General features: G+C 54.0%; 24 protein-coding genes. 10 read left to right on the forward strand and 14 right to left on the reverse strand.

All coding sequences use genetic code 11. The annotated features are described in order from the left end of the window. Positions 1-88 precede the first annotated feature (88 nt). Positions 89-1,072, forward strand: coding sequence for a galactose-1-phosphate uridylyltransferase (galT, locus tag TIRI35C_RS03955; RefSeq protein WP_188203006.1), 984 nt, complete (start codon positions 89-91; stop codon positions 1,070-1,072). Here galT and TIRI35C_RS03960 read toward each other — a convergent pair. Together TIRI35C_RS03960 and TIRI35C_RS03965 are read right to left on the reverse strand one after the other, a co-directional pair. Further along, positions 1,065-2,327 carry a TIGR00375 family protein gene (locus TIRI35C_RS03960; protein ID WP_188201816.1) on the reverse strand — a complete coding sequence of 421 codons (1,263 nt, stop codon included), beginning with the start codon at positions 2,325-2,327 and terminating at the stop codon, positions 1,065-1,067. The genes galT and TIRI35C_RS03960 overlap by 8 nt on opposite strands. A 9-nt stretch (positions 2,328-2,336) precedes the next feature. Further along, positions 2,337-4,061: a chloride channel protein gene (locus TIRI35C_RS03965; RefSeq protein WP_188201817.1), complete on the reverse strand. Its 1,725-nt coding sequence runs from the start codon at positions 4,059-4,061 to the stop codon at positions 2,337-2,339. 75 nt (positions 4,062-4,136) lie between these two features. On the opposite strand from TIRI35C_RS03965, the gene TIRI35C_RS03970 reads away from it, so the two are divergent. Then, positions 4,137-4,604: a hypothetical protein gene (locus TIRI35C_RS03970; protein WP_188203007.1), complete on the forward strand. Its 468-nt coding sequence runs from the start codon at positions 4,137-4,139 to the stop codon at positions 4,602-4,604. A gap of 20 nt (positions 4,605-4,624) precedes the next feature. On the opposite strand, the gene TIRI35C_RS03975 is transcribed toward TIRI35C_RS03970, so the two are convergent. Both TIRI35C_RS03975 and TIRI35C_RS03980 read right to left on the reverse strand, forming a co-directional pair. Further along, positions 4,625-5,944 carry a cation:proton antiporter gene (locus TIRI35C_RS03975; RefSeq protein WP_188201818.1) on the reverse strand — a complete coding sequence of 440 codons (1,320 nt, stop codon included), beginning with the start codon at positions 5,942-5,944 and terminating at the stop codon, positions 4,625-4,627. Then, positions 5,932-6,426: a CBS domain-containing protein gene (locus tag TIRI35C_RS03980; RefSeq protein ID WP_188203008.1), complete on the reverse strand. Its 495-nt coding sequence runs from the start codon at positions 6,424-6,426 to the stop codon at positions 5,932-5,934. Before TIRI35C_RS03980 ends, TIRI35C_RS03975 begins: the two co-directional genes overlap by 13 nt. 291 nt (positions 6,427-6,717) lie before the next feature. On the opposite strand from TIRI35C_RS03980, the gene TIRI35C_RS03985 reads away from it, so the two are divergent. Further along, positions 6,718-7,407: a hypothetical protein gene (locus tag TIRI35C_RS03985; RefSeq protein WP_188201819.1), complete on the forward strand. Its 690-nt coding sequence runs from the start codon at positions 6,718-6,720 to the stop codon at positions 7,405-7,407. A gap of 6 nt (positions 7,408-7,413) precedes the next feature. Here TIRI35C_RS03985 and speB read toward each other — a convergent pair whose 3' ends face one another. The 5 genes from speB to TIRI35C_RS04010 all read right to left on the reverse strand — a co-directional run bounded on the left by speB (position 7,414) and on the right by TIRI35C_RS04010 (position 12,037). Continuing rightward, positions 7,414-8,280, reverse strand: a complete 867-nt coding sequence (gene speB / locus TIRI35C_RS03990; protein WP_188201820.1) for an agmatinase — start codon at positions 8,278-8,280, stop codon at positions 7,414-7,416. A gap of 65 nt (positions 8,281-8,345) precedes the next feature. Beyond that, positions 8,346-8,756 (reverse strand): translation initiation factor IF-5A, encoded by a 411-nt coding sequence (locus tag TIRI35C_RS03995; RefSeq protein WP_058938592.1) that lies wholly within the window; start codon positions 8,754-8,756, stop codon positions 8,346-8,348. 74 nt (positions 8,757-8,830) lie between these two features. Continuing rightward, positions 8,831-10,210 carry a sodium-dependent transporter gene (locus TIRI35C_RS04000; protein ID WP_188201821.1) on the reverse strand — a complete coding sequence of 460 codons (1,380 nt, stop codon included), beginning with the start codon at positions 10,208-10,210 and terminating at the stop codon, positions 8,831-8,833. A 101-nt stretch (positions 10,211-10,311) separates the two neighbouring features. Further along, positions 10,312-10,971, reverse strand: coding sequence for a 16S rRNA methyltransferase (locus TIRI35C_RS04005; protein WP_188201822.1), 660 nt, complete (start codon positions 10,969-10,971; stop codon positions 10,312-10,314). After that, the gene (locus TIRI35C_RS04010; RefSeq protein ID WP_188201823.1) at positions 10,949-12,037 is read right to left on the reverse strand and encodes a saccharopine dehydrogenase family protein; all 1,089 of its coding nucleotides are present in this window, start codon (positions 12,035-12,037) and stop codon (positions 10,949-10,951) included. The genes TIRI35C_RS04005 and TIRI35C_RS04010 overlap by 23 nt, the downstream gene beginning before the upstream one ends. Before the next feature lie 58 nt (positions 12,038-12,095). Between TIRI35C_RS04010 and TIRI35C_RS04015 the strand changes: the two genes are divergently transcribed. After that, complete coding sequence (locus tag TIRI35C_RS04015) at positions 12,096-12,674, forward strand: metallophosphoesterase (protein ID WP_188201824.1); 579 nt, start codon at positions 12,096-12,098, stop codon at positions 12,672-12,674. Then, positions 12,674-13,648 (forward strand): hypothetical protein, encoded by a 975-nt coding sequence (locus TIRI35C_RS04020; RefSeq protein WP_188201825.1) that lies wholly within the window; start codon positions 12,674-12,676, stop codon positions 13,646-13,648. Before TIRI35C_RS04015 ends, TIRI35C_RS04020 begins: the two co-directional genes overlap by 1 nt. A gap of 12 nt (positions 13,649-13,660) precedes the next feature. Here the strand turns inward: TIRI35C_RS04020 and TIRI35C_RS04025 are convergent, their stop codons facing one another. Then, positions 13,661-14,590: an NOL1/NOP2/sun family putative RNA methylase gene (locus TIRI35C_RS04025; protein ID WP_188201826.1), complete on the reverse strand. Its 930-nt coding sequence runs from the start codon at positions 14,588-14,590 to the stop codon at positions 13,661-13,663. A 133-nt stretch (positions 14,591-14,723) separates the two neighbouring features. Here TIRI35C_RS04025 and TIRI35C_RS04030 point away from each other — a divergent pair, with 133 nt between their 5' ends. Continuing rightward, the gene (locus TIRI35C_RS04030) at positions 14,724-15,041 is read left to right on the forward strand and encodes a PH domain-containing protein (RefSeq protein WP_188201827.1); all 318 of its coding nucleotides are present in this window, start codon (positions 14,724-14,726) and stop codon (positions 15,039-15,041) included. A gap of 21 nt (positions 15,042-15,062) precedes the next feature. Here TIRI35C_RS04030 and TIRI35C_RS04035 read toward each other — a convergent pair whose 3' ends face one another. The 4 genes from TIRI35C_RS04035 to argF all read right to left on the reverse strand — a co-directional run bounded on the left by TIRI35C_RS04035 (position 15,063) and on the right by argF (position 20,657). Next, positions 15,063-16,382, reverse strand: coding sequence for an ATP-binding protein (locus tag TIRI35C_RS04035; protein WP_188201828.1), 1,320 nt, complete (start codon positions 16,380-16,382; stop codon positions 15,063-15,065). A gap of 401 nt (positions 16,383-16,783) precedes the next feature. Then, positions 16,784-18,070: an ATP-binding protein gene (locus tag TIRI35C_RS04040; RefSeq protein ID WP_188201829.1), complete on the reverse strand. Its 1,287-nt coding sequence runs from the start codon at positions 18,068-18,070 to the stop codon at positions 16,784-16,786. Between the two features lie 200 nt (positions 18,071-18,270). Continuing rightward, positions 18,271-19,638, reverse strand: a complete 1,368-nt coding sequence (locus tag TIRI35C_RS04045) for an ATP-binding protein (protein WP_188201830.1) — start codon at positions 19,636-19,638, stop codon at positions 18,271-18,273. 71 nt (positions 19,639-19,709) lie between these two features. Then, complete coding sequence (argF, locus tag TIRI35C_RS04050) at positions 19,710-20,657, reverse strand: ornithine carbamoyltransferase (protein WP_188203009.1); 948 nt, start codon at positions 20,655-20,657, stop codon at positions 19,710-19,712. Positions 20,658-20,891: 234 nt separating this feature from the next. Here argF and TIRI35C_RS04055 point away from each other — a divergent pair, with 234 nt between their 5' ends. From TIRI35C_RS04055 to TIRI35C_RS04070, 4 genes are all read left to right on the forward strand, one after another. Further along, on the forward strand, positions 20,892-21,407 hold the full coding sequence (locus TIRI35C_RS04055) for a DUF996 domain-containing protein (protein ID WP_188201831.1): 516 nt from the start codon (positions 20,892-20,894) through the stop codon (positions 21,405-21,407). 108 nt (positions 21,408-21,515) lie between these two features. Continuing rightward, positions 21,516-22,253, forward strand: coding sequence for an FAD-dependent thymidylate synthase (thyX, locus tag TIRI35C_RS04060; protein WP_188203010.1), 738 nt, complete (start codon positions 21,516-21,518; stop codon positions 22,251-22,253). A 27-nt stretch (positions 22,254-22,280) separates the two neighbouring features. Then, entirely contained in the window at positions 22,281-22,937 is a 657-nt protein-coding gene (locus TIRI35C_RS04065) for a DUF7523 family protein (protein ID WP_188201832.1), read from the forward strand. A gap of 141 nt (positions 22,938-23,078) precedes the next feature. Further along, the gene (locus tag TIRI35C_RS04070) at positions 23,079-24,707 is read left to right on the forward strand and encodes a Na+/H+ antiporter NhaC family protein (RefSeq protein ID WP_188201833.1); all 1,629 of its coding nucleotides are present in this window, start codon (positions 23,079-23,081) and stop codon (positions 24,705-24,707) included. Positions 24,708-24,740 lie beyond the last annotated feature (33 nt).

Consider the following 24,740-nt stretch of genomic DNA (forward strand, 5'->3'; position numbering starts at 1 on the left):
CTTTATCCCTCACTCCCAGTTGGGCCATTGAATTTAAAGCCTTCGCCAAGCTTTTATGCTCTTCCGCAAATCCAAATCAGTGGTGGAGATGAGGGAGCTGAGGTACAATCCCCTGACCGGTCAGTGGGTCATGGTCTCCGCGGTGAGGAGGAAACGCCCGTGGCGACCGAAGAACTTCTGCCCTTTCTGCCCAGGAGAAGAGGAGACCGGCTACGGCTGGGAGGTTCTCCTCCTTCCGAACAGGTTCCCCATGCTGTCCTTCGATGCCCCCAGGCCCGAGCGAGGTGGGTTTTACAGGAAGGCACGGGCTCTCGGCCAGTGCAGCGTGATAGTTGAAACGCCTGAGCACGACGTCAAAGACCTCGACGGGCTTTCCCTCGACGCCATGACCCGGGTTGTTGAATTATGGAAAAATATAACCGCAGAACTGAAGAAGAATCCTGGAATTGCCTACGTCTCGATCTTTAGAAACAAGGGCGAGGAGATAGGTGTTAGCCTAACCCATCCCCACGGCCAGCTCTACGCGATGCCGTTTATACCCCTCAAGGTTCGCCTCAAAATCGAGAACTCGAGGAGCCACTTTAGACGCACCGGCGAGTGCCTCTTCTGCAGGATTCTAAGAGAAGAGATGGAGGGTGAGAGGGCAATCTACGAGAACAGAAGCTTTGCAGTCTTTCTACCCTTCTTCGCGAACTGGCCCTTTGAGATCCATATCTATCCTAAAAGGCACGTTCAGTGGCTCACCCAGCTGGCGGAGGAAGAGCTCATGGATTTGGCCGACGCTCTCAGAACTGCGACAGGAACCCTTAACACTGTCCTGGAGAGGGACATGCCGTACACCATGATGGTCTATCAGGCACCGTTCAAGGGGAGTTACGATTTCTACCACCTCCACATCGAGTTCTACCCAATCCTGAGGGACAACGGGAAAATCAAGTACGCCGCAGGGATAGAGATGGGAACCTGGGATTTCACCTACGATGGAGTTCCAGAGGAGAATGCGGAGAAGCTTAGAAAAGCGTGCAGAAAGGTGGTAAAAAGAATAGATGCCAAGGGTAGGTGCTTCACTTAGGCCGTAGGAACTTCATGAGGCTCGTCTGCCTCGGCTGGTATTCCTCCTTTGGAACCTCAACCTCAATGGCTTCGAGGTCTTCTATTCCGGCCTTTCTTATCTCCTCTGGCAATCTTATCTCGCCGTATTTTCCTCCACCTCCTGGGATTACTATCAGCTTGCCCTCCCTGTAGGCCCATACCGCCTTTGCGACCTCCTCGTGAACCTCCGCCAGACTCTCAAGAGGGACATCGACGAGAACCCTTATCTCGCTCCTGAACTCCTTCAAAAAGCGCTCCCAGATTACGCGAACTGCCTTCGTCTCAACTCCTTTCCCTATCACCATCGCGATTATCTCAGCGAGCGGAGCCAGGTGGAGGTAGGGCGGCCTGTCCTCTGGCCTCTCCTCAGTGTCGGCCAGCTCAAGGATTCTGTCGTGAACGCCCTTCTTTATCCTGCCCCCGCATTTTGGGCACTTCCACCTAAAAGCTCTGGCCTCCTCCAGAGAATATTTCGTATAACAGCGGGAGCATGCGGTAAGGTGGTACTTACCAAGACGGGGGTCAAGGCCGGCGTTGAGGACGATTTTTCTCCCCCCGCGCTTCAAAATGGCCTTCCGTATCTCCTCGAAGGTGACCTCTTTAACCTCAAAGCGGTTGAACTCCCTCCCGAGGCGGTGGGGCATCGGTGAGTGAGCGTCGCTGTTGCTGAGGTAAGTCAGCGGGTGGTGGGCTTTTATCCTATCGGCCATCTCGCTGTCTGCAGAGAGGCCCAGCTCAAGAAAATGAATTTTAGCGTTTCCATAGGCCTCCTTCAGGCTGTCGTACTCCTTGTAGAGGCTCGTCCACGGGGTAAAAGCGTGTGCGGGCCCTATTAGAATTCCCAACTCGTTCGCCATCTCGGCTATCTCCGCCGCGGAAAGGCCAACCCTCGGTCTCCCTTCGGTCTCTATGTCGCCAGAGTACTTTTTCAGCTCCTTCCTCATCTCCCGGACGGCCGAGATGCTTGGGAAGATAAGGACGTGGTGAACGCGCCGGTTATCCTCAATCTCGGCTGTGAGGATGAAGCGAATCCCGTTCCTCTCGTAGGTCCCCTCGTCCACCTTTTCGGTGTACCTCAGCAGCTCCCCTTCCCACCTCGGGTTGAGTATGTCGCCGGTTCCGACTACGCCGAGGCCCTTGAACCTGGCGTTCTCGGCGAGATTGGGGATGGTCATGGCTTTCGAGACGGCCTTGGAGTAGCGCGAGTGTATGTGAAGGTCGGCATCAACCTGCATGAAACCACCTCAGTCTATGTACATTCCCTCCAGGCCGCGGTAGTAGGCGCGGTATATGTCCCTTTTGGTCACAACACCAATGAGTTTTGGGTCCTCCTCTGAGCGAACCACGGGGAGCAAGTTTAGGTCGTACTCCATAAGCTTTTCAAAGGCATCCTCCGCTGTCTCTGTTGGGTATGTGACTGTGAAGGGCCTTGATTTCAGGAACCTCTCGACCCTGATTCTCTTCAGCGAAGTCGGCTTTTTCAGGATGTCCTTTATTCCCACAACTCCGATTACATTCATATCGTCATCGACAACGGGGAAGCAGTCGTGGGCGGTCTCGCTTATGAGGTGCTCAACATCGAGAAGCGTCGCGTCTTTGTGGACGTAAACCGGCTCCCTCGTCATTATTTCCCCGACGGAGATGGTCTCGAGTATGACCGGTTTGCCCGTCGTTACATGGTAGCCCTTTCTGATGAGCTTGAGGGTGTAGATGGACTCCCCCTTGAGGAAGAACCTGGCCGTTAGGAAGCCTATGGTCGCGGAGGTCATCACCGCGGGCAGAACGGCGTAGCTCCTCGTCAGCTCCGTGACCATGAGTATCTGGGTTAGCGGTGCCTGGGTCATGCCGCTGAAAAAGGCCGCCATTCCGGCCAGGGCATAGACGGCCGGGTTTGCGTCGAGAGCTGGGAGGAGAGTTTTTACAATCTCCCCAAAGGCGGCCCCAAACATGGTTCCGATGTAGAGGCTCGGGGCAAAAACTCCACCGCTCTGACCGGAGCCGATAGTCAGAGCAGTGGCGAGCATCTTAACCAGTCCGAGGACGATGAGAAGCCCTATCGCCAGCTCTCCGTAGAAGGCCATCCTCATGCCCTCGTAGCCTATCCCGAATATTCCGTAGATGGGAAACAGCATTCCAAGAACGCCGACTCCGAAGCCGCCCATCGCGGGTTTTATGACTTCGGGCACGTTGGCCTTCGAGAACCCATCAACTACACGGTAGAGGAACCGCGCGTAGAATGCCGCCAGGAGGCCGAGGCTTAACCCAAGGAGAAAGAACAGGGGAAGCTCTGGAAGCGTGTGCCCGATGTTACCGGGTATCTCTATCTCGACGGCCTTTTTAAGAACCGCCAGGGTTACCGCGTTGCCCGTTACGGCCGCTATGAATATCGGAACAAGGTTTATCGAAAAAGCTCCCATATAGACGACCTCAAGGGCGAACATCGCCCCCGCGAGCGGGGTGTTGAAGGTGCCGGCTATACCTGCTGCCAGACCGCAGGTGACCAGGAGCTTTTTCATTTCCTTTGAGAGATTGAACCGGCGCGCGAGGATGGAGGTCAGAGAAGCCCCGATGAATCCTATCGGTCCCTCACGTCCCACGCTGCCGCCGGAGCCTATGGTTATCGCCGTGGCTATAGTCTTCAGAACCGCGAACTTTCCGGGGATGTTGCCGCCCTTGAATATGACGGCCTCTATGACCTCCGGGATGCCGTTCCCCTTAATCTCGGGACACTTGATGACAAAGAGCGTGACCACCAACGCGCCGAGCGTTGGCAGGAGTATGCAACCGATATTAAAGCTTCCCACCTCGTAGGAAACCCGGGGGAGAAGCCACTCGAAGAAAAACCTGTGAACCACTCCTATGAATACCCTAAAGACTATCGCCCCCAAACCGCCCACCAGGCCGGCCAGAATGGAGAAGGCCATTACTATGCCCCATTTCCTGAGGTACGCCCCGTCTCCTGAGGTCATCAAATGGGGGTTGACGTCCCAAATAAAAAGCTTAAGCTTTTATACCTCCTTCCCGAACCTCCACCGGTGGAAACTATGAAGGTTGAAGGATTCGTTGCTTCCCTTAGAAACGCCGAGACAATCGGCGGGCTGTTTAAGATACTCGCGGAGAAAGGGCCAATCGTCGAGCTCGACGGGAAGAGGTTTCTCATCGTCGTTGAGGGTGACTTCGGGGGCAGAAAGTTCTGGACCGAGATAAACGGCGAGAAGGCCAACCAGGCTTTGGGTGATGCGATGCTCAACTCCTCAAGCTTCCCATTCAAGTGCAAACGCCCCTACACCGGCGGAAACGTCATCTTCGTGGAGTTCGATGACATCGAGGTTGAAGAGTTCCTCGTTGCGTACCGCGACCCCGAATACGGCATCTTCTACCGTGTCAGGAACGGAGGGGCTGAGGAGATAACAAAGGAAGAATACGAGAAACTGCTTCCCGAGATGCCCGAGTTCAAAATAAAGTCCATGAGCGAGGAGGAAATGAGCGCCATGGGGGCGTTCTTCGGCTGAGGCAGAAAAGAGAAAAAGGCTCATCCGGAGCCCTTCAGTTCTTTTATCCTCTTCTTTGTGTTCTCTATCCTCTCCACCTTTGCACTGGCCTTCTGTGCCCTCGTTGTCTCTATCTCTTCCTTAAACGCCCACTTGAGGAGTGGCGGCGTTATCAGCACCGAGACCGTTATGAATATCAGGGTCGCCGCTATGAACTCCGGGGCGTGCTCGGGGCTTATCGCTCCCCCGTGTATCGCCACCATCAGGTCAACGAGCGCAACCTCGGTCCTCGGAACCGAACCGATGCCCATCTGGAGCGACATCCAGAGGTTCTTCCTGGTGAAGAGGAAAGCCCTTCCGCGCCCCCATGCGGTTATCCACGCTCCCAGTCCCCTTCCGAAGACCTTTCCGAAGACAGCAACGGTAGTGAGGACCGCGGCAAGGATAAGGGCGTTGGCGTTCTCGAAGACCGTAAGGTTGAGCATCGCTCCCGTGTGGACAAAGAAGAACGGTATCAGCAGGCCGTAGCCGATGGCCTTCACGTCCTCCATGAGGCGCTTTCCTTCTGGCAGTTTTGAGAGGACGAGGCCCATCATGAACGCACCCTCTATTGCAGCCGCGAACCAGCCTTCAGCTAAAGCCGCGAAGAGGAACATCATCCCGAGAACCACTCCGAGGATTCCCTTCTCCACGTGAAGTCTCTCGGCGAATTTTATGTAATAATCGACGAGGAACCACCAGATGACCCCGGTGAGAATGAAGAACGCCACGATTTTAACCGAGAGCTCCAGAAGGCCGCCGCTTCCGACGGCGAAGATGACGAGGGCTATGCCCAGAAAATCGTCCATGACGCTCGCGCTCAGAGAAGCTGCTCCAACCTCACTCTTGAGAACGCCCAGATCCATCATCACCCTGACGGTCAGGCCGATGCTCGTCGCGGTCAGCAGGACACCGCCGGCAAAGGCTTCCCTGCTCGGGTAACCCATCTCCAAGAGGGCGAACCAGCCGAGGGCGAGGGGAACAAAGACACCGAGAACCGTCGAGACCGTTGCGGTAAGTCCCGTCTTCTTGAGCTGTTCAATGTCTGCATCGAGGGCACCGAGAAACAGGAGGAATATTATACCCAGCTTGGCGAGGAAGTTGGCCACCACGGTCATGTCCGTGGCAAACCCCTCGCCGCTGACTATCGGCAGGTACTGGGGCGCAACGATACCGAAGTAAACCAGGTTTCCGAGTATCATTCCCATCAGCAGCTCTCCGAGGACTCCCGGGAGCTCGTAGCGTTCGATGATGCTGTCCCCTATCTTCGCGAGGATGAGCGAAATTCCAAGGGCGAAGAGCAGCCATGTCACGCTTTCCATTGGGCACCACCTACCCGGAGCAGTCTCAGGAGTTCGTCTATCAGTATGCGCAGACTCACCTCTCCCACCAGCCTGCCGTCCTTTACGACCGCCAGCACCTGAATCCGGTATTTACGCATCTTTGTGAGAGCATCAAGGACTGTGGCGTCTTCCTCCACCGTCAGCACGTGCCTCTCCGCAACGTCTTCCGCCCTTGTAGCTCCGCCGAGCATAGATTTCATGGTTTTGCTCGTCATTCCCAGCTTGAACCTGTGAGCTTCAGGCGGCAGAAGGACGTCTATGACGTCTATGTAGCGGATAACCCCGACCAGCTTCATGTTTTCCCTGCTCTCTACCACCCAGACATGGTGTCTGGTTCTGAGTATCTTGAGGACGCTGAGGATGTCAGAATCGGCCGTCACCACGGGCATCGTTTCGAATCTCGGCATTATGTCGGCCAGTTTAAGTGAGTGGAATCTCTCAAGGGCGGACTCGACTTCCATTACCACCACCATTTCCAGCTGGTGGAAAAAGTTCTATTTAAGGCTTTGTGGGTCGAACGCGACACCGGGGCAACGTTTAGAACATTGTACCAATAAAGATAACAGCGGTAGGAGCTAATGGCGGCTGGGAGCACAGGTAGGAAGATGGACGTGAGGGGTTGCAAATTTCCTGTTAGAACAAGAGGGTTTTTACATCGACTCTGATTGGTCTGGATATTCCCCAGTTTTGGCCGATAATTATATAAGCTTTGATTGATTACGGGAGTTATGTGGTGTTATTTGGTGATTTGAATGCGGGCGTGGGAGAAAGGAGTGATAATGGGTGCCAGGGTCATCGTTTTTCTTGGTCTGATCAGCGCTCTAAGTTACGGAAAAACGGATCAAATCTATGCCGCCGTGACTGGCTTCGTCTCACTCTTTGTACCCAGCTTTGTCAGATGGGTTTATTCCAAGCCAAGCCGAAAGATATGGCCGTGGGTCAGCCCCTTCTACAACGACAGCATCTACGCCCTCTTCGCGATATTCATGGCGGCCCACATAACTTTTCTCAACGTCCCCTTCCTCCAGCTCGACCTGTACAACCAGTTCTGGAAGGGTGCTGACATACCGAGCCACTACCTTGGCGGCCTCGTGACGTGGGTTATATTCAACGAGGTCGTTCTGGAATCGTCAAGAACCTACAACCTCCACTGGAGTTCGCTGAGAATAGTCTCCATAAGCCTCCTGGCCCTTGTTCTCGTTGGGGTTGCCTGGGAGTTCTTTGAGGTGGCCCTCCAGCCGGACATGCCCTGGCTCTACGAGAGTCTGAGGAATAAGACCCAGGACGTTGTTATGGAGCTGCTCGGCTTTGGAACGGGAATACTTATGGTCTTCAAGCTGGAGTACCCGTACTCCATGAAGAAGCCCCTCGAAAACGCTCCCGTGGGGTTTGGGACCACGTCCGTTGATATACTTCCCCAGCCGGACCACGTGAAAGAATGAAAGAGCTCAGGGCCTTCTCGTTCCCATTGCTCCTATGAAGTAGAACAGCAGCTTTGCCGCCGTCAGCGCGGTAACGTCACCAAGCTCGCTCCCCGCGACCTCCATTATATCAAAACCTGCTATCCTCTTGTTCTCCACGAGCCACTCAACGGCTTCGACAACATCCCAGAACCCCAAACCCCCGGCTTCGGGGGTTCCGGTGGATGGAACCAGGGAAAGGTCGAACACATCGATATCAACCGAGAGGTAGATAGGCTCCGGGAGAGGCTTCACCAGCTCAACGAAGGCTTCGAAGTCGTAGTCCCTCGCGTGAACCCAGGCTATGCCTTCCCTCTCCGCGTACTCGACCTCCTCCCTCGTGCCGCTCCTTATTCCAAACATCGCCTCCCTGACTCCCAGCTCGCTTATTCTCCTAGCCACGCAGGCGTGGTTGTAGGGGTTGTCCTCGTAGCTCTCGCGAAGGTCAAGGTGTGCATCGAAGACGACGTAGCTGGCCGGCTTAAGCGCCTCAACCGCCCCCAGGGTCTGGGAGTGCTCGCCGCCCAGGAGTATCGGGGTGGCGCTGGGGTTGACGCGCTTGAGCTCCTTGATGGTCTCCATCACTCTGTCCGCGGTCTTACGGGGGTCGCCGGCGACAACTGCAACGTCGCCTATGTCTGCTATGGGGAATTCGGCTATATCTACGTCGTAGTCGAGGATGTAGCTCTCGAGGTTGAGCGTTGCGTGCCTGATGAGGGTTGGCCCGAACCTCGCCCCGGGCTTGAAGCTGGTCGTTCCGTCGAAGGGTACTCCCAGGATAACAAATTTGGCCTCTTCAGGCTCAGCAAGTGGAAATTCAAGCTTAAGCGTCTCGCAGGTGTACAGGAAGTCCATACTCGCACCTCCAGGGAGAATTGGAGCGTCCTCTTAAAAGGTTGCGGGAAATAGAAGAGAAAAGCTCACTCGCCCTTGAGCCTCATTATCTTAATCCTGCCGAGGGTCTCCCAGTACTCGACATTGATGCCTTCCTTGAGCTGGTCCTTAACTTCGTCAGCGACGCCGCCCTCGATCGGGATGTCGAAGAGCTCGTAGGTCTCCATGTCCATGATCTGGACGGTGTCCGGGGTCATGGCGATGATCTGAGCGGTTCTCTTGTCGATGATCGGAACGTCAACCTCGGCGCTGGTGGGCTTGACAATGCTCCTGACCTTGCCGTCGAAGATTCCAACGGCCTCAATCCTGGCCTTGGCTGAACCGTGCTTTCCGGGCGAGGAAACGGTTATGTTGCCGATCCTGCAGGGCTCACCGTCGATGAGGATGTACCTTCCGGGCTTGAGCTTGCTAACCTGAACCTTGGTCTTGTCTCCCATTTTTCAGACCTCCCATAAGCGTTCTAAAACCGATTGGGAAGGGTCTTTAAAAAATTTTTGAATAAAGGAAAGAATTAGCGGCGGGCCTTCAGCAGCATGCCGTTCATGAGCACCGGCACGAGGAGCACGAGACCCAGCACCGCACCGATCTTCACCGGCATCTTCGGGGCGGTGAGCGAGTAGTAGAGGGCCGCCAGCCCGCTGACGAATAGGAGCAGCATCACAGCTGAGACTACCGCTTTATTGTGCGTCAGCTCGGAGGAAAGCAGCGGGTAGCTCTCGACCACAGCCATGAGCGCCGCCACGGCAAATGGCACAACAACGAACATCGTCCTGACGTCGCCCACCACCATGGCGCCGGCCACTATCATGCCGATGATGCCCACAAAACCCAGGCTCTGGTTTCTCCCCAGCTGCATGACCTCGGAGAGCATCTGGCTGCCCATCTCGATGAGGATGATTATGGTCGTGAGGCCCGCAAGGTAGAGGGACAGCATCAGGAGCGCTATGAGGGTCGTGTCGTTGGGTACGTTGCCCCTCAGGACGACCGGTATCGAGTAGAAGACCTCTATCGAGTCCATCGGGCTCTTTTCGCTGTTGGTGGTGTAGTCCTTGAGGTCGTTGAACTTCATGAAAAGCTTCATTGATTCATCGGCGGGGATGTTCGGGTTCTGGAACGCCTCACCGTAGGCCTGGTAGGCGGCACCCAGGGAGTAGGCGACGGTGAAAGCCGCGGCGAGGCTCAGGATTATCTGGAGAACGAAAACCGCTGCGAGAACCTTTCTAAGGTCAAGCTCCTCCGGGGTGAAACTACCCAGGACGTAGTAAACCCCCGCGCCAAGACCGAAGGAGATGAAGACGGAAACGACCATGAAGAGGACTCCCCTCATGGTCAGGGGCAGGTCAAAGGAGGTTATTGAGGATACCGCACCCTCCATGTACTGGGCCGCCTGTGGCGCGGTGACCATGCTGAGCGCCTGGTTCCTGATCATGAACGCCGAAGCGAGGGCGAAAAGAACGAAGAGTATCGAGATGACCGAGATGAACTCAAGGGTTCTGCCTTTTGCCATTACGAGCATCAGAACAGAGAGCAGTATCGTTCCGAGGGCCAGGATGGGGATGTACATCGAGCCCATTCCGAAGATGAGGGCGAGGCCGTAGGAGGAGTAGTAGGTGGTGACACCGAGCATTATCATCAGGAACATCATCAGGCTGAATATCAGTGCGGGAGTCCTGGATATCTTGAAGAACAGCTCGTATATGAGGTAGCGGGTCTTTTTGGTGCTCTCCGCCTCGCTGTATATCAGGAACATTGCCACCAGCATCGGGATGAGTGAAATCAGGAATCCTTTGAGCCCGAAGGTTATGTAGTACTTCGGCAGAACCAGGAAGTTCCATATTCCAAGGACGTATCCGGCGATTAAGAACGCCATCAGGAAGCTTATTTTTCGCATGGATTGACACCCCCATAGTTGCCTTTGTGGTGTTATTTCCAAGTGCCAAAAAATTAAGCATAGACAAAATATAAAAACATTATGTAGCTTTTTCGCTTTTTTCAGGGAACCCAATGCTCAAAGTTGGTGATTATCTCGTTCACAACCGTCCAGGCCATCAACGGGGCCTCGTAAATGCTTATTTTTTCCCAGGGGGTTTCGCTCCTAAAATCCCCATGGGGAAAGCCGCCGACGATGACGAGTGGGTTCTCAAGCCCTCCCAGTGTCTTCCCAAAGTCCCTTGGCTTTGTGGGCTTCCCTTCCTCGTGCATCACGAATACCCCGTCGGGGTTTAACTCCTCCACGAGCTCACCGAGGGATTTCTCCTCAATGCGGAGCAGTTCCAGGTCCCTCGGAACCTCGCGGTTCTTGAAGAGGCTCTCCATCAGCCCAACGAAGCGGTTGTAGTTTCGCGGAATCCTCGTCTCCGGCTTGATGTAAATTACCTCGTCGTTCCTCGTGTGGACGTAAACCCTCAGCAGGTTTTCTTTGTTGGCTATGCTCTCGAGGGCGTTGAGGAGGCAGATGTGGACTATGTCCGGCCGCCCGCGCCTCTCACCGTCCGGGAGCTTTTTGATGGCTGAGTGGTGGTAGGTTGCATCGAGGAGGATTTCCTCGGGCTTTTTGCCCCTGCGCTTTGCGTGGTTAACTATCGCGGGGTGATCCACTATGCTTTTGGGAGCGAGCTCAAGCTCGGCCTCAGCTATCACCAGGTGGAGCATTCTCCCACCTCTCAATCTTTATTCCCCTTTCGGCGAGCTCCTCGGTTATGCGCGTGAAGGTGTCTATCCTCATCCCAAGTATCTCAGGGGGAATAACCCCAAAGATGCAGCCCTTCTCGGCCACGAGTCTGGCCACTATCGCCGCGGTGAACCCAGTGACGCGGGCCATCGAGGTGAAGCCCTCTTTCTCCTCGTCGTACAGGAGGTAGCCTATCTCCTTCTCCTCTCCGTCCAGCGTTCCCCTTCCGACCACCTGCATTATCGAGAAGTCCGGGCTCTCGTAGGTCATGAGCGGGGCTATGACCTCGAGCGTCTTATCGACGTGTTCCTCCTTGAAGAAGCCGAGCTCCCTCAGAACCTTCATCTTCTCCAGGTGGCCCGGCCAGCGGAGCGTCCACTCCTCAAGCCTCTCCGCCCTAACGCTCTCCAATAAAGAGCGCAGGCCATCGCTCACGAAGGCCTCGAACTCGAAGTCTCCCACGGTTATCTCCCGGATTTCCTCGAAGGGGTCAACAGAGGTAACCTCACCGTCCCTTATCACGCGCGCCGGCCTCGTGTACTCCTCAATTAAATCTTTAGGTGACCATGTAATTCTGTAATAGAGTGGCGGCCTCGGCTCCTTCGGAAGGCCACCGACGTAGATGTAGCCCTCTCTCAGCTCGTCAATCTCGTTCCATATCCTGCCCATCAGAATGTGGCTCAGTCCCGGGGCAAAGCCCGCATCAAAGATGACCGTCACCTGGGCCTTCTCGGCTTCATCTCGAAGTTCGAGCGGGTTCTCCGGCATAAAGGAAACATCCACCATGTCAACGCCAGCCTTTATCGCGGCCCTAACCGATTGGTATCCGAAGCGGCCGGGGAGTGCCCCCACCACTAGCTCGAAGTTTTTCATAGTCTCCACGAGCCCGTTGAAGTCCGATGCATTCACCTGAACCGGGGTGGCAAAGTCCGAGACTGCCCTCAACCTCTTCTCACTGACGTCCCCAACGTGAACGTCGAACTCGTCCCTTAAATCCCAGGCTATAGCTTTTCCAACGTTTCCGGCACCAAGAACAAGAACCTTCATGGTAACACCCTTAGTAACTTGGCGAAGGTATATATAAGCCCTGCTCCTACTCTTTCTAATGCAGATAAAACTCCCGCTCTTCCGGAAAAAAGTCCTAGAGCTACTGTCATCCACCGACGAAACGAAGGTCATGCACATCAGCGACACCCCAGAGAGCGCCTACCGCTTCATCGGGGGACTCCTCGAGAGGACTCATCCCGAGTACGTTATCCACACTGGCGACCTCGTGGACAACATAAAACTTGAGCGGAGACCCGACATGAAGCCGCTCTACATTGGGGCGGTGAGAAAGCTGGCCCGCGTCCTCAAGAACCCCGGGATGGAACTCTACGTGGTCCCCGGCAACGAGGATGAGCCTGAGGTAGTCCGGGAGTTCTTCGGGGAAAGCGTCGTCGAGCCCGGAACCATCGTTGAGATAGAAGGCATGAGGTTCGCCCTCGGCCACACGTGGAGGGAGGTGGCCGGCCTGGACGCCGATTTCAGACTTTACGGCCACAACTTTAAGCTGATAGACCGGGGGCTGAACGGCGTTCTCGGCGTTAACTTTGTCCTTCTGCCGAGCGGGAAGACCTACCGGGTGAAGTATCCCGGCGGGACGGATTTCGACAGGGGATATAAGATGTGGAGGGGTATATGATGAAGGTTCTCCGCTTTGGACCGTCCATAATCTTCCTTCGAACGCCCAAGGGGGAGGCCGTCAAAGCGGCAATCTCCCAGGTCTTCGGTGTTGAGGAGATGCCCACCGATGAGGCCATAAGGAACAGCAACGAGTTTGAGACGATAGTCTTCGTCACCGATGAGTGGGAAAAGGAAACCATCCCGCCCGAAACGGCATTCCTTTTGAGCTGTCACGCACCGGTCGTTCTGAGCACCGTCGTGAACAGAAAGCTCCCGGTGGAAAAGGTTCACGTTGAGGGCACGCTGATCCTCATGAGGGTTCCGGACAGGGTTCAGGAGGGGCTTGAACTTCTGGCTAAAAAGTACGGCGGGGAGATCATGGACATAAGAACCGCTTTCGATGAGGGTGAAGCGGGGGACACGATAATCGGCGTGACGAGGAGAAAACTCAACTCCCCTATCGGACCCGAAGAGATCGAAGGAGCAGTTCTTATACACAGGGATTTTCTCAACGTCTACCGTGAGCTGAGCATCGACGCCCCAATACTCCTCCTCCGGCTGATGCCCGAGTGGAAGGAGATCACCATCAAAATCTACGACACCGACAAGCGCTACGAGGAGAACATAGAGCGCCTTATGATGGTCATAGAGGATCTCGACCTCGGCTTCGTCGTTGGCGAGGGCTGGGACTGGGACTACCCGAGGCCCTTCATGCGAGTTCCCGTCTACAAGCTCAAGCTCCTGACGTGGGAAGACCCGGTGCGCGTTAAGTTCCTGCTGAAGGGCATCGAGTACGTCGGCTACAAGAGACTCTGCGACATAGACGTTTTCGTCGAGGGGAAGAAGATTCACTGGACCGCCCTCGGGAAGTACGATTCCAAGTTCGAGCTGGCCAAAAAAGCTCGGGAAGAGCTGGAGAAGAACCTCAGTGGGGACGTTTTGAAGAGGCTTAGGGAACTCGAAGAGAGGCTTGCGGCAGAATCGAAGGAATGATCTGGAGGCCAATCAAAGCTTTTTGATCTTTGCCACGAAGAAGCCGCTCGTCCCGTGCCTGTCGGGGTAGAAGCGTCTGGCCTTTTTTATCTCCTCACTCAGCTCGATTCCAAAGGGCATCGTTAGAGCCGGCTCGCCGTAGCGAAGCGGGAGCAGTTCAACGTCGAAGTTATCAAGAACCCACTGGATCACGAACTCGTTTTCCTCGGGCTCAAGGGAGCAGGTGGAGTAGACGAGGGTTCCTCCCTTCTTGAGGACTTCGAGGGCCTTCTCGATGAGCTTCATCTGCAGACCCTGGCAGAACTTGACGTCTTCCATCGTCCTGTTGACCTTCCTCTCGGGGTTCTTGTGAATCGTTCCAGACCCTGTACACGGGGCGTCGAGGAGTATCCTGTCGAACTCGACGCCGAGTTCATCTATGTGGAGCGAAGATTTGTGGATGAGTACTGTGTTGGTAACGCCGAGCCTTGAGAGGTTCAGCCTCGTCTCCTTCAGCCTATCTTCGCCAACGTCGAAGGCGTAAACGATGCCCTCGTTCTCCATCAGCTGGGCGAGGTAAGAAGTTTTACCTCCCGGTGCCGCCGCCATGTCAGCAACGACTTCTCCCGGCTTGGGCTCAAGTGCCACCGGCGGATACATCGAGCTGGCCTCCTGAATGTAAAGGAGACCGCTGAGGTACTCGGGCGTTGAGGTTATCGAGAAAGGTTCCTTTGTGAGGCAGAAGCCTTCCCTCGCCCAGGGAATCTTCCTGAACTGAAAGCCCTTCTTGTTGAGGAGTTTTGTGAGCTTTGGAACCTCTATCCTGAGCGTGTTTACGCGGAAGCACCTCGGCAGAGGCTTTTCCATCGCCTCAGCTATGCTTAATGCCCTCTTGCCCCAGAGGGCATAATACCTCTCCGCGAAGGTCTTCGAGTAGCCGAGGGAAAACAACTTTTCCAGCATGGTGGGGAGTTGGGGGAGGGGTTTAAAAGGTTCTCCCTGAGTTATTTCTCATTTTTAGCAAGGATTAAGCAGGAGGTGCCTAAATAGATTGCATATAATCTACCGAAAGTCTTTTAAGCAGGAGGTGCCTAAAGTGGCCCTTTCAGACCATCTATTGCCTGGAGAAGATATAAGGTTCCAAAGCAAAAGCCTTGTGGAGTACGGCGGGAGCAGGTACCAAGTCATTGTAACTAACAAGAGGATAATACTCTACGCCCAGAGGGGCTTGGTATTCAAAAGTGATGACGTGGTGACGTTTAAACTCGAAGATGTTCAGGGAATCAAATACAAGGAGCAGGGAATAATCGGGAAAAAGGGAATCGTTGAAATACATGCCAAGACCAAGGCCATCCTTACAGGGCCTGTTTCTGAAATGAAAAGTCTTTACCAGCAGCTCTTAGGATTCTTGTGAATTTTTGCACTATCTTAAATCTTACATCGACCTCCCGCTCTTCTTCAGGCCAAGGAGGTACAGCGAGACGGGAACGGTGTCTTTACCAAGCTCATCCTTCGAGACGTAAAGGGTCGGGAACGGGTAGCGTTTTCTTTTCACCTTTCCATATTTCACCTCGATTCCGAAGAACTTTCCCCCCTCCCGCACAACGAGGTCGCATTCCTTGTTCCTGTCATAGTAAAATCCGGCGAAGGAGTGCTTTTCCCGGAGTATTGGCTCCTCGATGTGCCAGATGACATGAGAGGCAACGATGTTCTCGACAAGCCATTCAACGTTTCCCTCAACGAACTCAAGGGGGTTTTCACCGAGATAAACCGCCAGTGCCGTCGCTATGAGGGGGCTCTGGAAGACTATCTTTTTCTCCTTCCGGTGAGCGTGCCTCTTTTTGGCTATGTCCCAGGCCTCAAGGGTGTAAATAACCCTCGCGCTCTCAAGGGTCGAGAGATACTCCCTAACGGTCGGGTGGGAAACTCCGACTTCTCCAGCGAGGGTTACGTAATCAATACGGTTGCCCTTCAGCCTGAAAATCGCCTCCAGGAGTTCCCTCGCAATCTCTTCATTCTTTCCGGATTTGGCAATTTCGCCGAGAACCAGCCTTATTATCTCCTCGTATCGCTCTTCCCCGACGGTTCCAGAGCTTTTGTAGTCTAAAACTGCCTCCGGAAAACCCCCGGTAAGAATGTACGCGTAGAACAGCCCCTCAAGCTCCTCGTACCAGGGGAAAACGTTATCAACGGCTGGTTCGTTGTAGGGAAAAGACACGTCCGGCAGTTCGGGGTTCATAAACCTCGCGAATTCCCTGAAATTGAGAGGGTTGAAGTAGTACTCGTTCCCCTCAATGCCCCTTCCGGGCAAAAGTTCCGCCTCCCTCTTCAGCTCGACCGGATTTGAACCGGTGGCAACAGTGGTTACGCCATCTTCACCGAGTTCCTTGAGGAGGAGACGCCAGCCGTCGAGGTACGTTATCTCGTCGAGGAAGACGTAAAGCTCCCCCTGTCTTACCCTCAGCTCGTCTATGAAGCCCTTGACTTCTCTCCTCCTGAACCTGTCGCAGGGTATATAAACGACCCTCCTGGGAGCTACACCCTCTGAAATCAGCCTTTTTATCATGGTCTTAATGTAAAAGCTCTTGCCGGCACGGCGAATTCCTCTGAGGAGCGTTACGGAACCTTCCTTTATCACGATTTCCTTTCTGGGGATTACCTCTTTCACACGTGAGAGGTTTGGGTCTTCCCTCTCCCAGTCTGCGCCCTTCCACCAGGAGTTGTGCCTGACGAGTTTGACTATCTTAACCGCCATGTGTGAAAGTACGCTTTCATAACTTATAAGATTTGTGAAAGCAGACTTTCACAAAACGCCCCTTTTATGAAAGTCCACTTTCATATATTGCACCGTTTATGAAAGCCTGCTTTCACAAAATGCCCTTTTTGTGGGTATGCGCTCTCATAAAACGGCACTTCCTGAGGGCTCAGATATGGTGAAGGGCTGTGGAAAAGGCAGGAAAACTCAGAGGTGCCTTAAGGCTTCCTCCGCTTTTTTGAACTTCCATTCTTATCGCAAGGGAAATATCCTGTCTGTGAGTTCCTCTATCTTTCCTTCGTATGTCTGACCTCCTCCCCGCCCTAAAGGGCGAGGCTTGGAGAAGAGAAAAGTCATTCGCATTCAGCTCACGAGAACATATAAAACGGTTGCCTGCCGGCTCAGGTGAAACCCATCAAAAACCTCCACAGGGGGATCATCTCTATGGTGGTGTCCTTTCCGTTTACCCTGCCCGCCACGTCCCATGTAATCAGCAGGGCGTTTTTAAAGCCGAATTCTCTCGAAGCTTTTCTGAGAGCGTTCACCTCACGCTTAAACGTTTCTTCTCCGCTGATATCGTAGCTCACCTGGATCAGCGTCTCCTCTTCAGGCAGGACGAAATCAACCTCCCAGTTCTTCCCGAGGGCATAATTAACTTCCTTTCTCCTCCGGAGGAGCTCGATGAAAACGGCGTTTTCCATAAGCCTCCCCATGTTCTCGCTGAACTTCACGCTCAGAAACGTCAAAAAGGACGTATCAACGAAGTATATCTTTCTGGGGTGCTGCATCCTGAGCCTCACCTTGGGGGAATACACCTCAAGGGGAAATGCAAAGTAGCACTCCTCAAGGTACCTCAGGTAGCTGGCGAGCGTTGATTTGGATATTGAGTAGCCCATGCTCCTCATTGTTTTGGCGGTTTTACTCAGGCTCACGTACTCGGAGTTAAGGAGAAGTCGGATGAAGGTTCTGAGCTCTTCCGGATTTCTGATTGAGTACCTCTCCACGACATCGAGGGCTATTACCGTGTTGAAGTAGTCCCGGACGATTAACCCCTTGACCCTCACGTCGCTGGTTAGAACGACCTCCGGAAAGCCTCCATAGAGGAGGTACTCCCTCAGCAGGTTGAGCAAGACGGGTTTTTTTGGGCTGAAGTCCAACCTCTCAGGTATTTCAAAACCCTTGAACCTCAGGAACTCCCGGAAGCTCAGGGGAAAAACCTCGAACGTCAGAGCCCTGCCCCTGAGTGAGGTGGGGATTTCTCTGCTGGAGAGCTTTGAGGATGAGCCGCTTAAGAAAAGCCTCACGTCTCTCCTCGAATCATGGACTCTCCTCACCCACGAGTCCCAGCCCGGAATGTTCTGTATCTCGTCCAGAAAGAGGTACAGCCTGTCCTTTTTCCCGTAGAGCTCCTCTATCGTTGGTATGAGCTCCGTTAGAGTTTCGGTTCTCTTTTCGAGCCTTTCATCTTCAAAGTTGATGTAGAATATTTCCTCCCTCGGAGCTTTTTTTGACAGCTCGTTGATGAGCTGGAACATCAGGTACGTTTTGCCTGACCTCCGACAGCCGGCAAAGGTTACAACCTTTTTCGGTTTATCCGGTATCAGGGAGACATCAAAGTCCCTCTCGACGAGCTCAGGCGTCCAGGTTTCCTGCCACTCCACCAAAACCTTGGCCAAATCCTCCCTCATGGGTACCAGTACTCCCTCATCATTTATAAACCTTGTCCAATATACTGGACAGCCATTTATAAATTGCTGTTCTGCACGGTTACCCCTCCCGAAATCAGAATGCTGTAGGAAAAGTATTATACTCTGCCAGCATCATTTTTAGCAGCCAATGTTCGTGGACAGAGAGAAGGAGCCTGAGTTCTTCCCAGTTAATCAACTCCTCAAATAAGCCTTTCGAAATCCCTCAAATCCCAGACCAAGTATTCGTCCCTTAGCTCTTCCTTTCCTTCAACCTCCTTCGCCACGAGACCGTAGCCCTTCTCCCAGTCCTCGAGACCGACAAGCCCGGCCTTCCGCTCCAGATCCTTCAAGATTTCCCGTGCTTCCCTCTCTTTCAGCTCTTTCCACTTCACTTCCACGAAGAGAACTTTTTTCTCCCTCTCATTCAGCACCACAATGTCAATCTCCTCCCCTTTATGCCACCACCTTCCAATTCTTGTGAACCTGAAGGGAATCTTTCCAGTCCTGTTGAGCTCAACTAAGAACTGCCTCGCTATTTCCTCGAAAACGAAGCCAAGGTATTCATTAAACTTGGGCTTGATGTCTCCAACAACATCAAAGCCCATCTCGATCTCGCTTTTCCTCGGATAGACGAAGCGGAACCAGAAGTTGAAGAGCCTGTCGGTTATTTTGTAGATGCCCCTTCCCCGTCCCACGACGGGCTTTTCCTCGCTTATGTATCCCATCTCCTTAAGGACGTTGAGGTACTTGCCGAGCGAGTTAAGGTCAACCTTAGCTCTGTCGGCTATCTGGCCGAAGCGGTTGTAGCCGAGTGCTATCGCCCTCAGTATGGAGAAGTACCTCGAAACATCCCTCAGCTCCTGTTTAAGAAGGTATTTTGGCTCATCATAGTATTTCGCACCCTTCGACAGCAGAAGAACTCTTAGATTGTCCCAGAAGTCAAGCTCTGGATTGTAATCAGCCCAGTACTGTGGGACTCCTCCAAAGACGGAACAGACGTGGACGGCCTCCTCGGTGCTTAGGGGGTGGAACTTCCTTACGTTGAAAAAGTCCATTTCCTCAACTTTCCACGCTCCGGTTCTTCTTCCGTATATCGGTGACTTTGCTGAAAGAACGCCCTCCATGAACGAAACCAGCGAACCGCAGAGGACCAGCATTATCTTTGTATTAGAGAGATGCATATCCCAGTACTTTTGAAGGACGCTGAGAAAGTCCCTTTGGGCTTTCGCTATATATTGAACCTCATCTATCACCACGACGAGCCTTTCAGAGCTTTTTCCCGCGAGATAAGTGAAGAAAGCCCTCCAGTTCTGAAGTGGATTCTCCCTGAGGAACGGGTCTTTGAAATACTCGGCGAGCCTTTCGGAGAAGTCGTCGAGGATGGTCTCGCTCTCCTCGGCGAGCAGATAGACCCCATCAACTTCGGAAAGGAACTTCTGAAGGAGGTACGTCTTACCTATCCTCATCCGTCCGTAGAGGATTATCAGCTCGGGCCTTTCAGAGTGGTATCTTTCACGCAGGAACTCAAGCTCTGACTCCCGGTCAATAAACTTACTCACGAGTATCATACTTTAGAGTAAGTTTCTCTGTTCATAAGCATTTCTTTATTGAACTTCAGAACCGGAAAAATAGAAGAGAATCAGACCTTTATCCCGCCCATGACAAGGGCCATCACTGCCTTCTGGGCGTGGAGCCTGTTCTCCGCTTCATCAAAGACGACGCTGTTCGGGGAGTCAACGACGTCGTCGGTGACCTCCTCTCCCCTGTGGGCAGGGAGGCAGTGCATGAAGATGTAGTCCGGCTTGGCGTGCTTGACGAGATCCCTGTTGACTTGGAACGGCTGGAATATCTTCCTCCTCTCCTCGGCCTCGGCCTCCTGGCCCATTGACGCCCAGACGTCGGTGTAGATGACGTCCGCATCTTTAACCGCCTGAACCGGGTCGTGGAGGAGCTCGAAGCTGCCATCGCTCTCGGCCGCGTTCTGCTCTGCCCACTTGATTACGCGCTTGTCCGGCTCGTAGCCCTCAGGAGTTGCAACGACGACGTTGGCACCGAGCTTAGTCCCGGCTATCATGAGTGAGTGTGCCACGTTGTTGCCGTCGCCGACGTAGACTATCTTGAGGCCGGCTATGCGACCCTTCTTCTCGAGAATGGTCTGGTAGTCAGCTAAAGCCTGGCACGGGTGGGAGAAGTCAGACAGACCGTTGATGACCGGGACGCTGGCGTACTTTGCTAAGTCCTCGACGTCCCTGTGGGCGTAAACCCTTGCCATCATTCCGTCCACGTACCTGCTGAGGACGCGGGCGGTGTCGGCGATGGTCTCGCCCCTCCTCAGCTGTAGGTCGTTCGCGTTGAGGTAGAGGCCGTAGCCGCCGAGCTGGTAGATGCCGACCTCGAAGGAGATCCTCGTTCTGGTTGAGGGCTTCTGGAAGATCATGGCCAGGGTCTTGCCCTCAAGAACGCGGTGCGGCTTGCCTATTTTGTTCCAGATCTTCATCATCTCGGCCGTCTTGAGAATAGTCTCAATCTCCTCCCTCGTAAAGTCCTGAAGGCAGAGAACATCCCTTCCAGCGAGGCTAACCACCATGTGCATCACCGTCTAAAGCTGGGGCCCGGTTTTAATAACCCTTTCGTCGGAGAAAGGCTGCTAGTGCTGAAATCTTTTGAGCATTAATGCACGCGGCCTTTCTAAATGTAATGTCTGAAGGGATGAACCTCCCCACTTGCGGTACTTCCAATATTGATGTGTCATACTTTTATGGCAATGGGTGGAAAACCTTTTAAATAGTTATGAAGATATTTGTCTTTGAGGTGATTACCCGTGGGTGATTTGAAAAATGCCAAAATGATGGGTGGCATAGGTGCCATCCTGACCGTTGTTGGCCTCGGCTTCATAGGATTCATCCTGAAGCTCTTGGCCGTCAAGAACATCGCCGAGGCCACCGGGAGGGAGGAGATCTTCAGCAAGTACCTCTGGGCGGCGATACTGAACATACTGGCCAGCCTGATACTCGTGGGAACTATGTTTAGCTCGATGTTCAGTGCCGCGAAGTCACCCGAGTTCGGCCTGGGCATGATGGGCGTTGGGGGCATTATCGCAGTGATTCTCATGATAGTCGGTGTGTGGTTCATGAAGCAGAGCTACGACATGATATCCGAAGAGACAGGGGTGGGGATGTTCCACACGGTAGCGCTGCTTTACATCGTCGGCGCAATCCTAATGATAATTCTGATAGGCGGGCTGCTCATTGTCATAGCGGCAATCCTGGAGATAATCGCGTTCTTCTCACTGCCGGACCAGATATCCAGGCAGGTTGAAGAGCCAGCACCTATTTAGCCTGTTTAGTTTTTTGTCCCCCATTTCCTTTTTCGATTTTTTAATGGGTTATTTTGACCCCGAGGTAAACCTAATAAACCCGGGCCTCTTCTATCTCCGGTGGCGCGAATGGGGGATGGGATCAGGGTTACCCTTGTCAATTATACAAAAAAACCTCTCGAAACTGTCACTTGGGCGGCACTCATAAGCTACTGGGACGGGTGGAAAAGCGAGGCCTTCGAGCGGATTACCGAGAAGGACGTTCGGATGCATCTGCCCCGGGTTTTGGGCTACGGCCATGAATCAATCCTTGAGCACGCTGTTCTCACCTTCGCGATCGAGGGATGTTCTCGCGTTTGCAGTCACCAGCTCATAAGGCACAGAATAGCAAGCTACACGCAGCAGAGCCAGCGCTACATCGTGTTGAACCCTGAAGATATCGAAGAGACCTTCGTTATCCCGGAGTCCCTAAAGAACGATCCAGAGCTTCTTGCTGAATGGAAGGCTCTCATGAAGCGTTCGATAGAGCTGTACAAAAAGACTATCGAGCGGGGAGGCCATCAGGAGGACGCGCGCTTCATCCTTCCTCAGGCGGTGAGGACAAAGATCGTTATGACTGTGAACCTCCGCGAGCTGAAGCACTTCTTCGGTCTGAGAACCTGTGAGAGGGCCCAGTGGGAGATAAGAGAGGTTGCCTGGAAGATGCTTGAGGAGATCGCCAAAAACGACGAGCTGAGACCGATTATCAAGTGGGCAAAGCTTGGACCGAGGTGTATTCAGCTCGGCTACTGCCCTGAGAAGGAGCTCATGCCCCCCGGCTGCTGGAAGAGGACGAAGGAGAGGTGGAAGAGAATAGCAGGAATATAATCCGTTCCGGCCTTTGGAGGGCAGACAATGAACCCTGGAAAACCCAGCATAGCTGAGATTGTGCGGGACGAGATAATGAGGCGCCTCTTTGTGAGGGAGTGCATGCGCCTCGGCATCGTTAATTACAGTGCCCTTGCGAGGATACTCATAGCTGACTCCGGCCTGGATGCATCCATCCCCGCGGTTAAGATGGCCCTGATCCGCCTAGGGGAGGAGCTCAGGGATGAGAGGTCCCTCCTGGAGGAGCGGGTGGGGAGCGTTGTTGGAAACAGCATCATAGAACTACAATCCGATGTCAGCGTGATAACCGTCTCAAAGGAACACCTTGTCAGGGCCGTGAAGGATCTGCTGGAAATAATGAGCAAATCGAGGTTCTTCCAGCTGACCCAGACCAGGGACACGTTCACGATCGTCATCGCGAGTGAGGATGAGGCGAAGGTTCTTGGCCTTGTGAAGGAAGTTGTTGGCATACTGAGGGACCAGACCGCCCTGACTGTGGTCAGCCCCGAGGACATAATTGAAACCCCCGGGGTTGTTGTGTTCATGACCTCTGCGCTGGCCGCGAACGGGATAAACATAACCCAGGTGATCTCCTGCCACAAGGACACGATTTTTGTTATTGATCGGGAAGAAGCGCCGAGGGCGTACCAGGTCCTGGAAAGGATCATACGCGGGATGAGGTAATTCTGTTCCAAATAAAACAGGTTTCTGCTTTTCTGATATATTTGTTACAAAAGTAATAAAAATGTTTTTTGTTAGCCCACACCGGTGCCGCTTGTTCCGGCATACCAAACGAAATTTGCCAAAGATGGGAGGGATCGGATCATGTCGGACTTTGGAGTACTCTCACTCCTGCCACCTCTCGTGGCCATCGGTCTCGCCATCCTGACCAAAAGGGTTCTCTTCGCCCTGTTCTTCGGAGTGTGGGTTGGTGGACTGTTGGTGGCGGGAGGAAACCCCGTAGGAGCCACGACTGAGACCCTAAAGTGGATAGTCTTTAACATAGCGTCCGCCTGGGAGGAGAACGGGCAGATCGTCACTGACCTGTGGAACACGAGGATTCTCCTCTTCGATGCACTCATTGGCGCCGGGGTCGCGCTGATATACAAGGCCGGCGGCATGAACGCCATAGCGAAGGCGGTGACGCGGAAGGTTAAAACGAGCCGTGCAGCCTCGCTGATGGCGGCTATCTTCGGAACGATAATATTCTTCGACGACTACACCAACACCATCATCGTCGGCAACACAATGAGGCCCATCACGGACAGGGCGAGGGTCTCCAGGGAGTTCTTAGCTTACGCTGATGATTCCACAGCCGCGCCGGTGGCGGTTCTGGCGGTCGTCTCCACCTGGATCGGTTACGAGCTCGGCCTCCTGAAGGACGCGATAGCGAGCGTCGGTGCGGATATAAGTGCATACTCAGCGTGGTTTGCCAGCTGGCCCTACAGGTTCTATCCGATTCTGGCGGTCATCCTCGTTTACCTCGTTGCCGCCACCCACAGGCACTACGGCCCGATGCTCCACGCTGAGTACCGCGCCAGGACCGGGGGCAAAGTCCTCCGCGACGGGGCGCAGCCGATGATGACGACGGAGGTGGACGTTGGAATGCCCCTAGAAGGCAGGGAAAGCGTCTGGGTATTTATACTGCCCGTTGCGGCCCTTGTCCTTATGACGTTCCTCGGCCTGTGGGTTACCGGCGGAGGCAGCGCCGCTTACACCAATGGTGGCTTCCAGGAGGTTCTCTCCAACGCGGACTCAACGTGGGCACTCGTCTGGGGTTCTTTCTCCATGGTCATCGTCGCAATGGTTCTCGTTCTGGCGATGAGGATAATGAGCCTCGAGGATGTCGAGCACACCCTTGTTGCAGGAATGAAGCAGATGCACTTCGCCATGATGATACTCATCCTCGCGTGGAGCATCAAGAGCGCCTGCGACGCGGTTGGTACTGCGGACTATATAGTTAGCGTCGCATCGAACGTTCTTTCGCCCGGGTTGGTCCCCTTCGTCGTCTTTGTGGTGGCGGCGTCCATCTCCTTCACGACGGGGACGAGCTGGGGAACCTTCGCGATAATGATGCCGATAGCGGTTCCACTATCCTACGGGCTCAGCGGGAGCTTTGGACCGGTCGTCTACGCAAGCATCGCCTCGGTCTTTGCCGGCGGCGTTTTCGGGGACCACTGTTCACCGATTAGTGACACAACCATCATGAGCTCCATGTTCTCGGGCTGCGATCACATCGACCACGTGAACACCCAGATACCTTACGCCCTCACCGCGGGCTTCGTCGGCGCTGTCGTGCTCCTGCTCTTTGCCGCGGGGCTGAGGAACGGCTGGTTGCTGCTAGCCATCGCGGTGCCGCTGCTCGCTGTGCTCCATCGTCTCCTCAGTGGATGGTACGGCAAAAAGGCCGGAATCCCGCACGGAAAGGTCTATCTCTACACTGTGGGGGATTGATTCCTTTTTTCTTTCTCCCGCATCGGGTTCCAA

Source organism: Thermococcus camini (assembly GCF_904067545.1).
Taxonomy (GTDB): domain Archaea; phylum Methanobacteriota_B; class Thermococci; order Thermococcales; family Thermococcaceae; genus Thermococcus; species Thermococcus camini.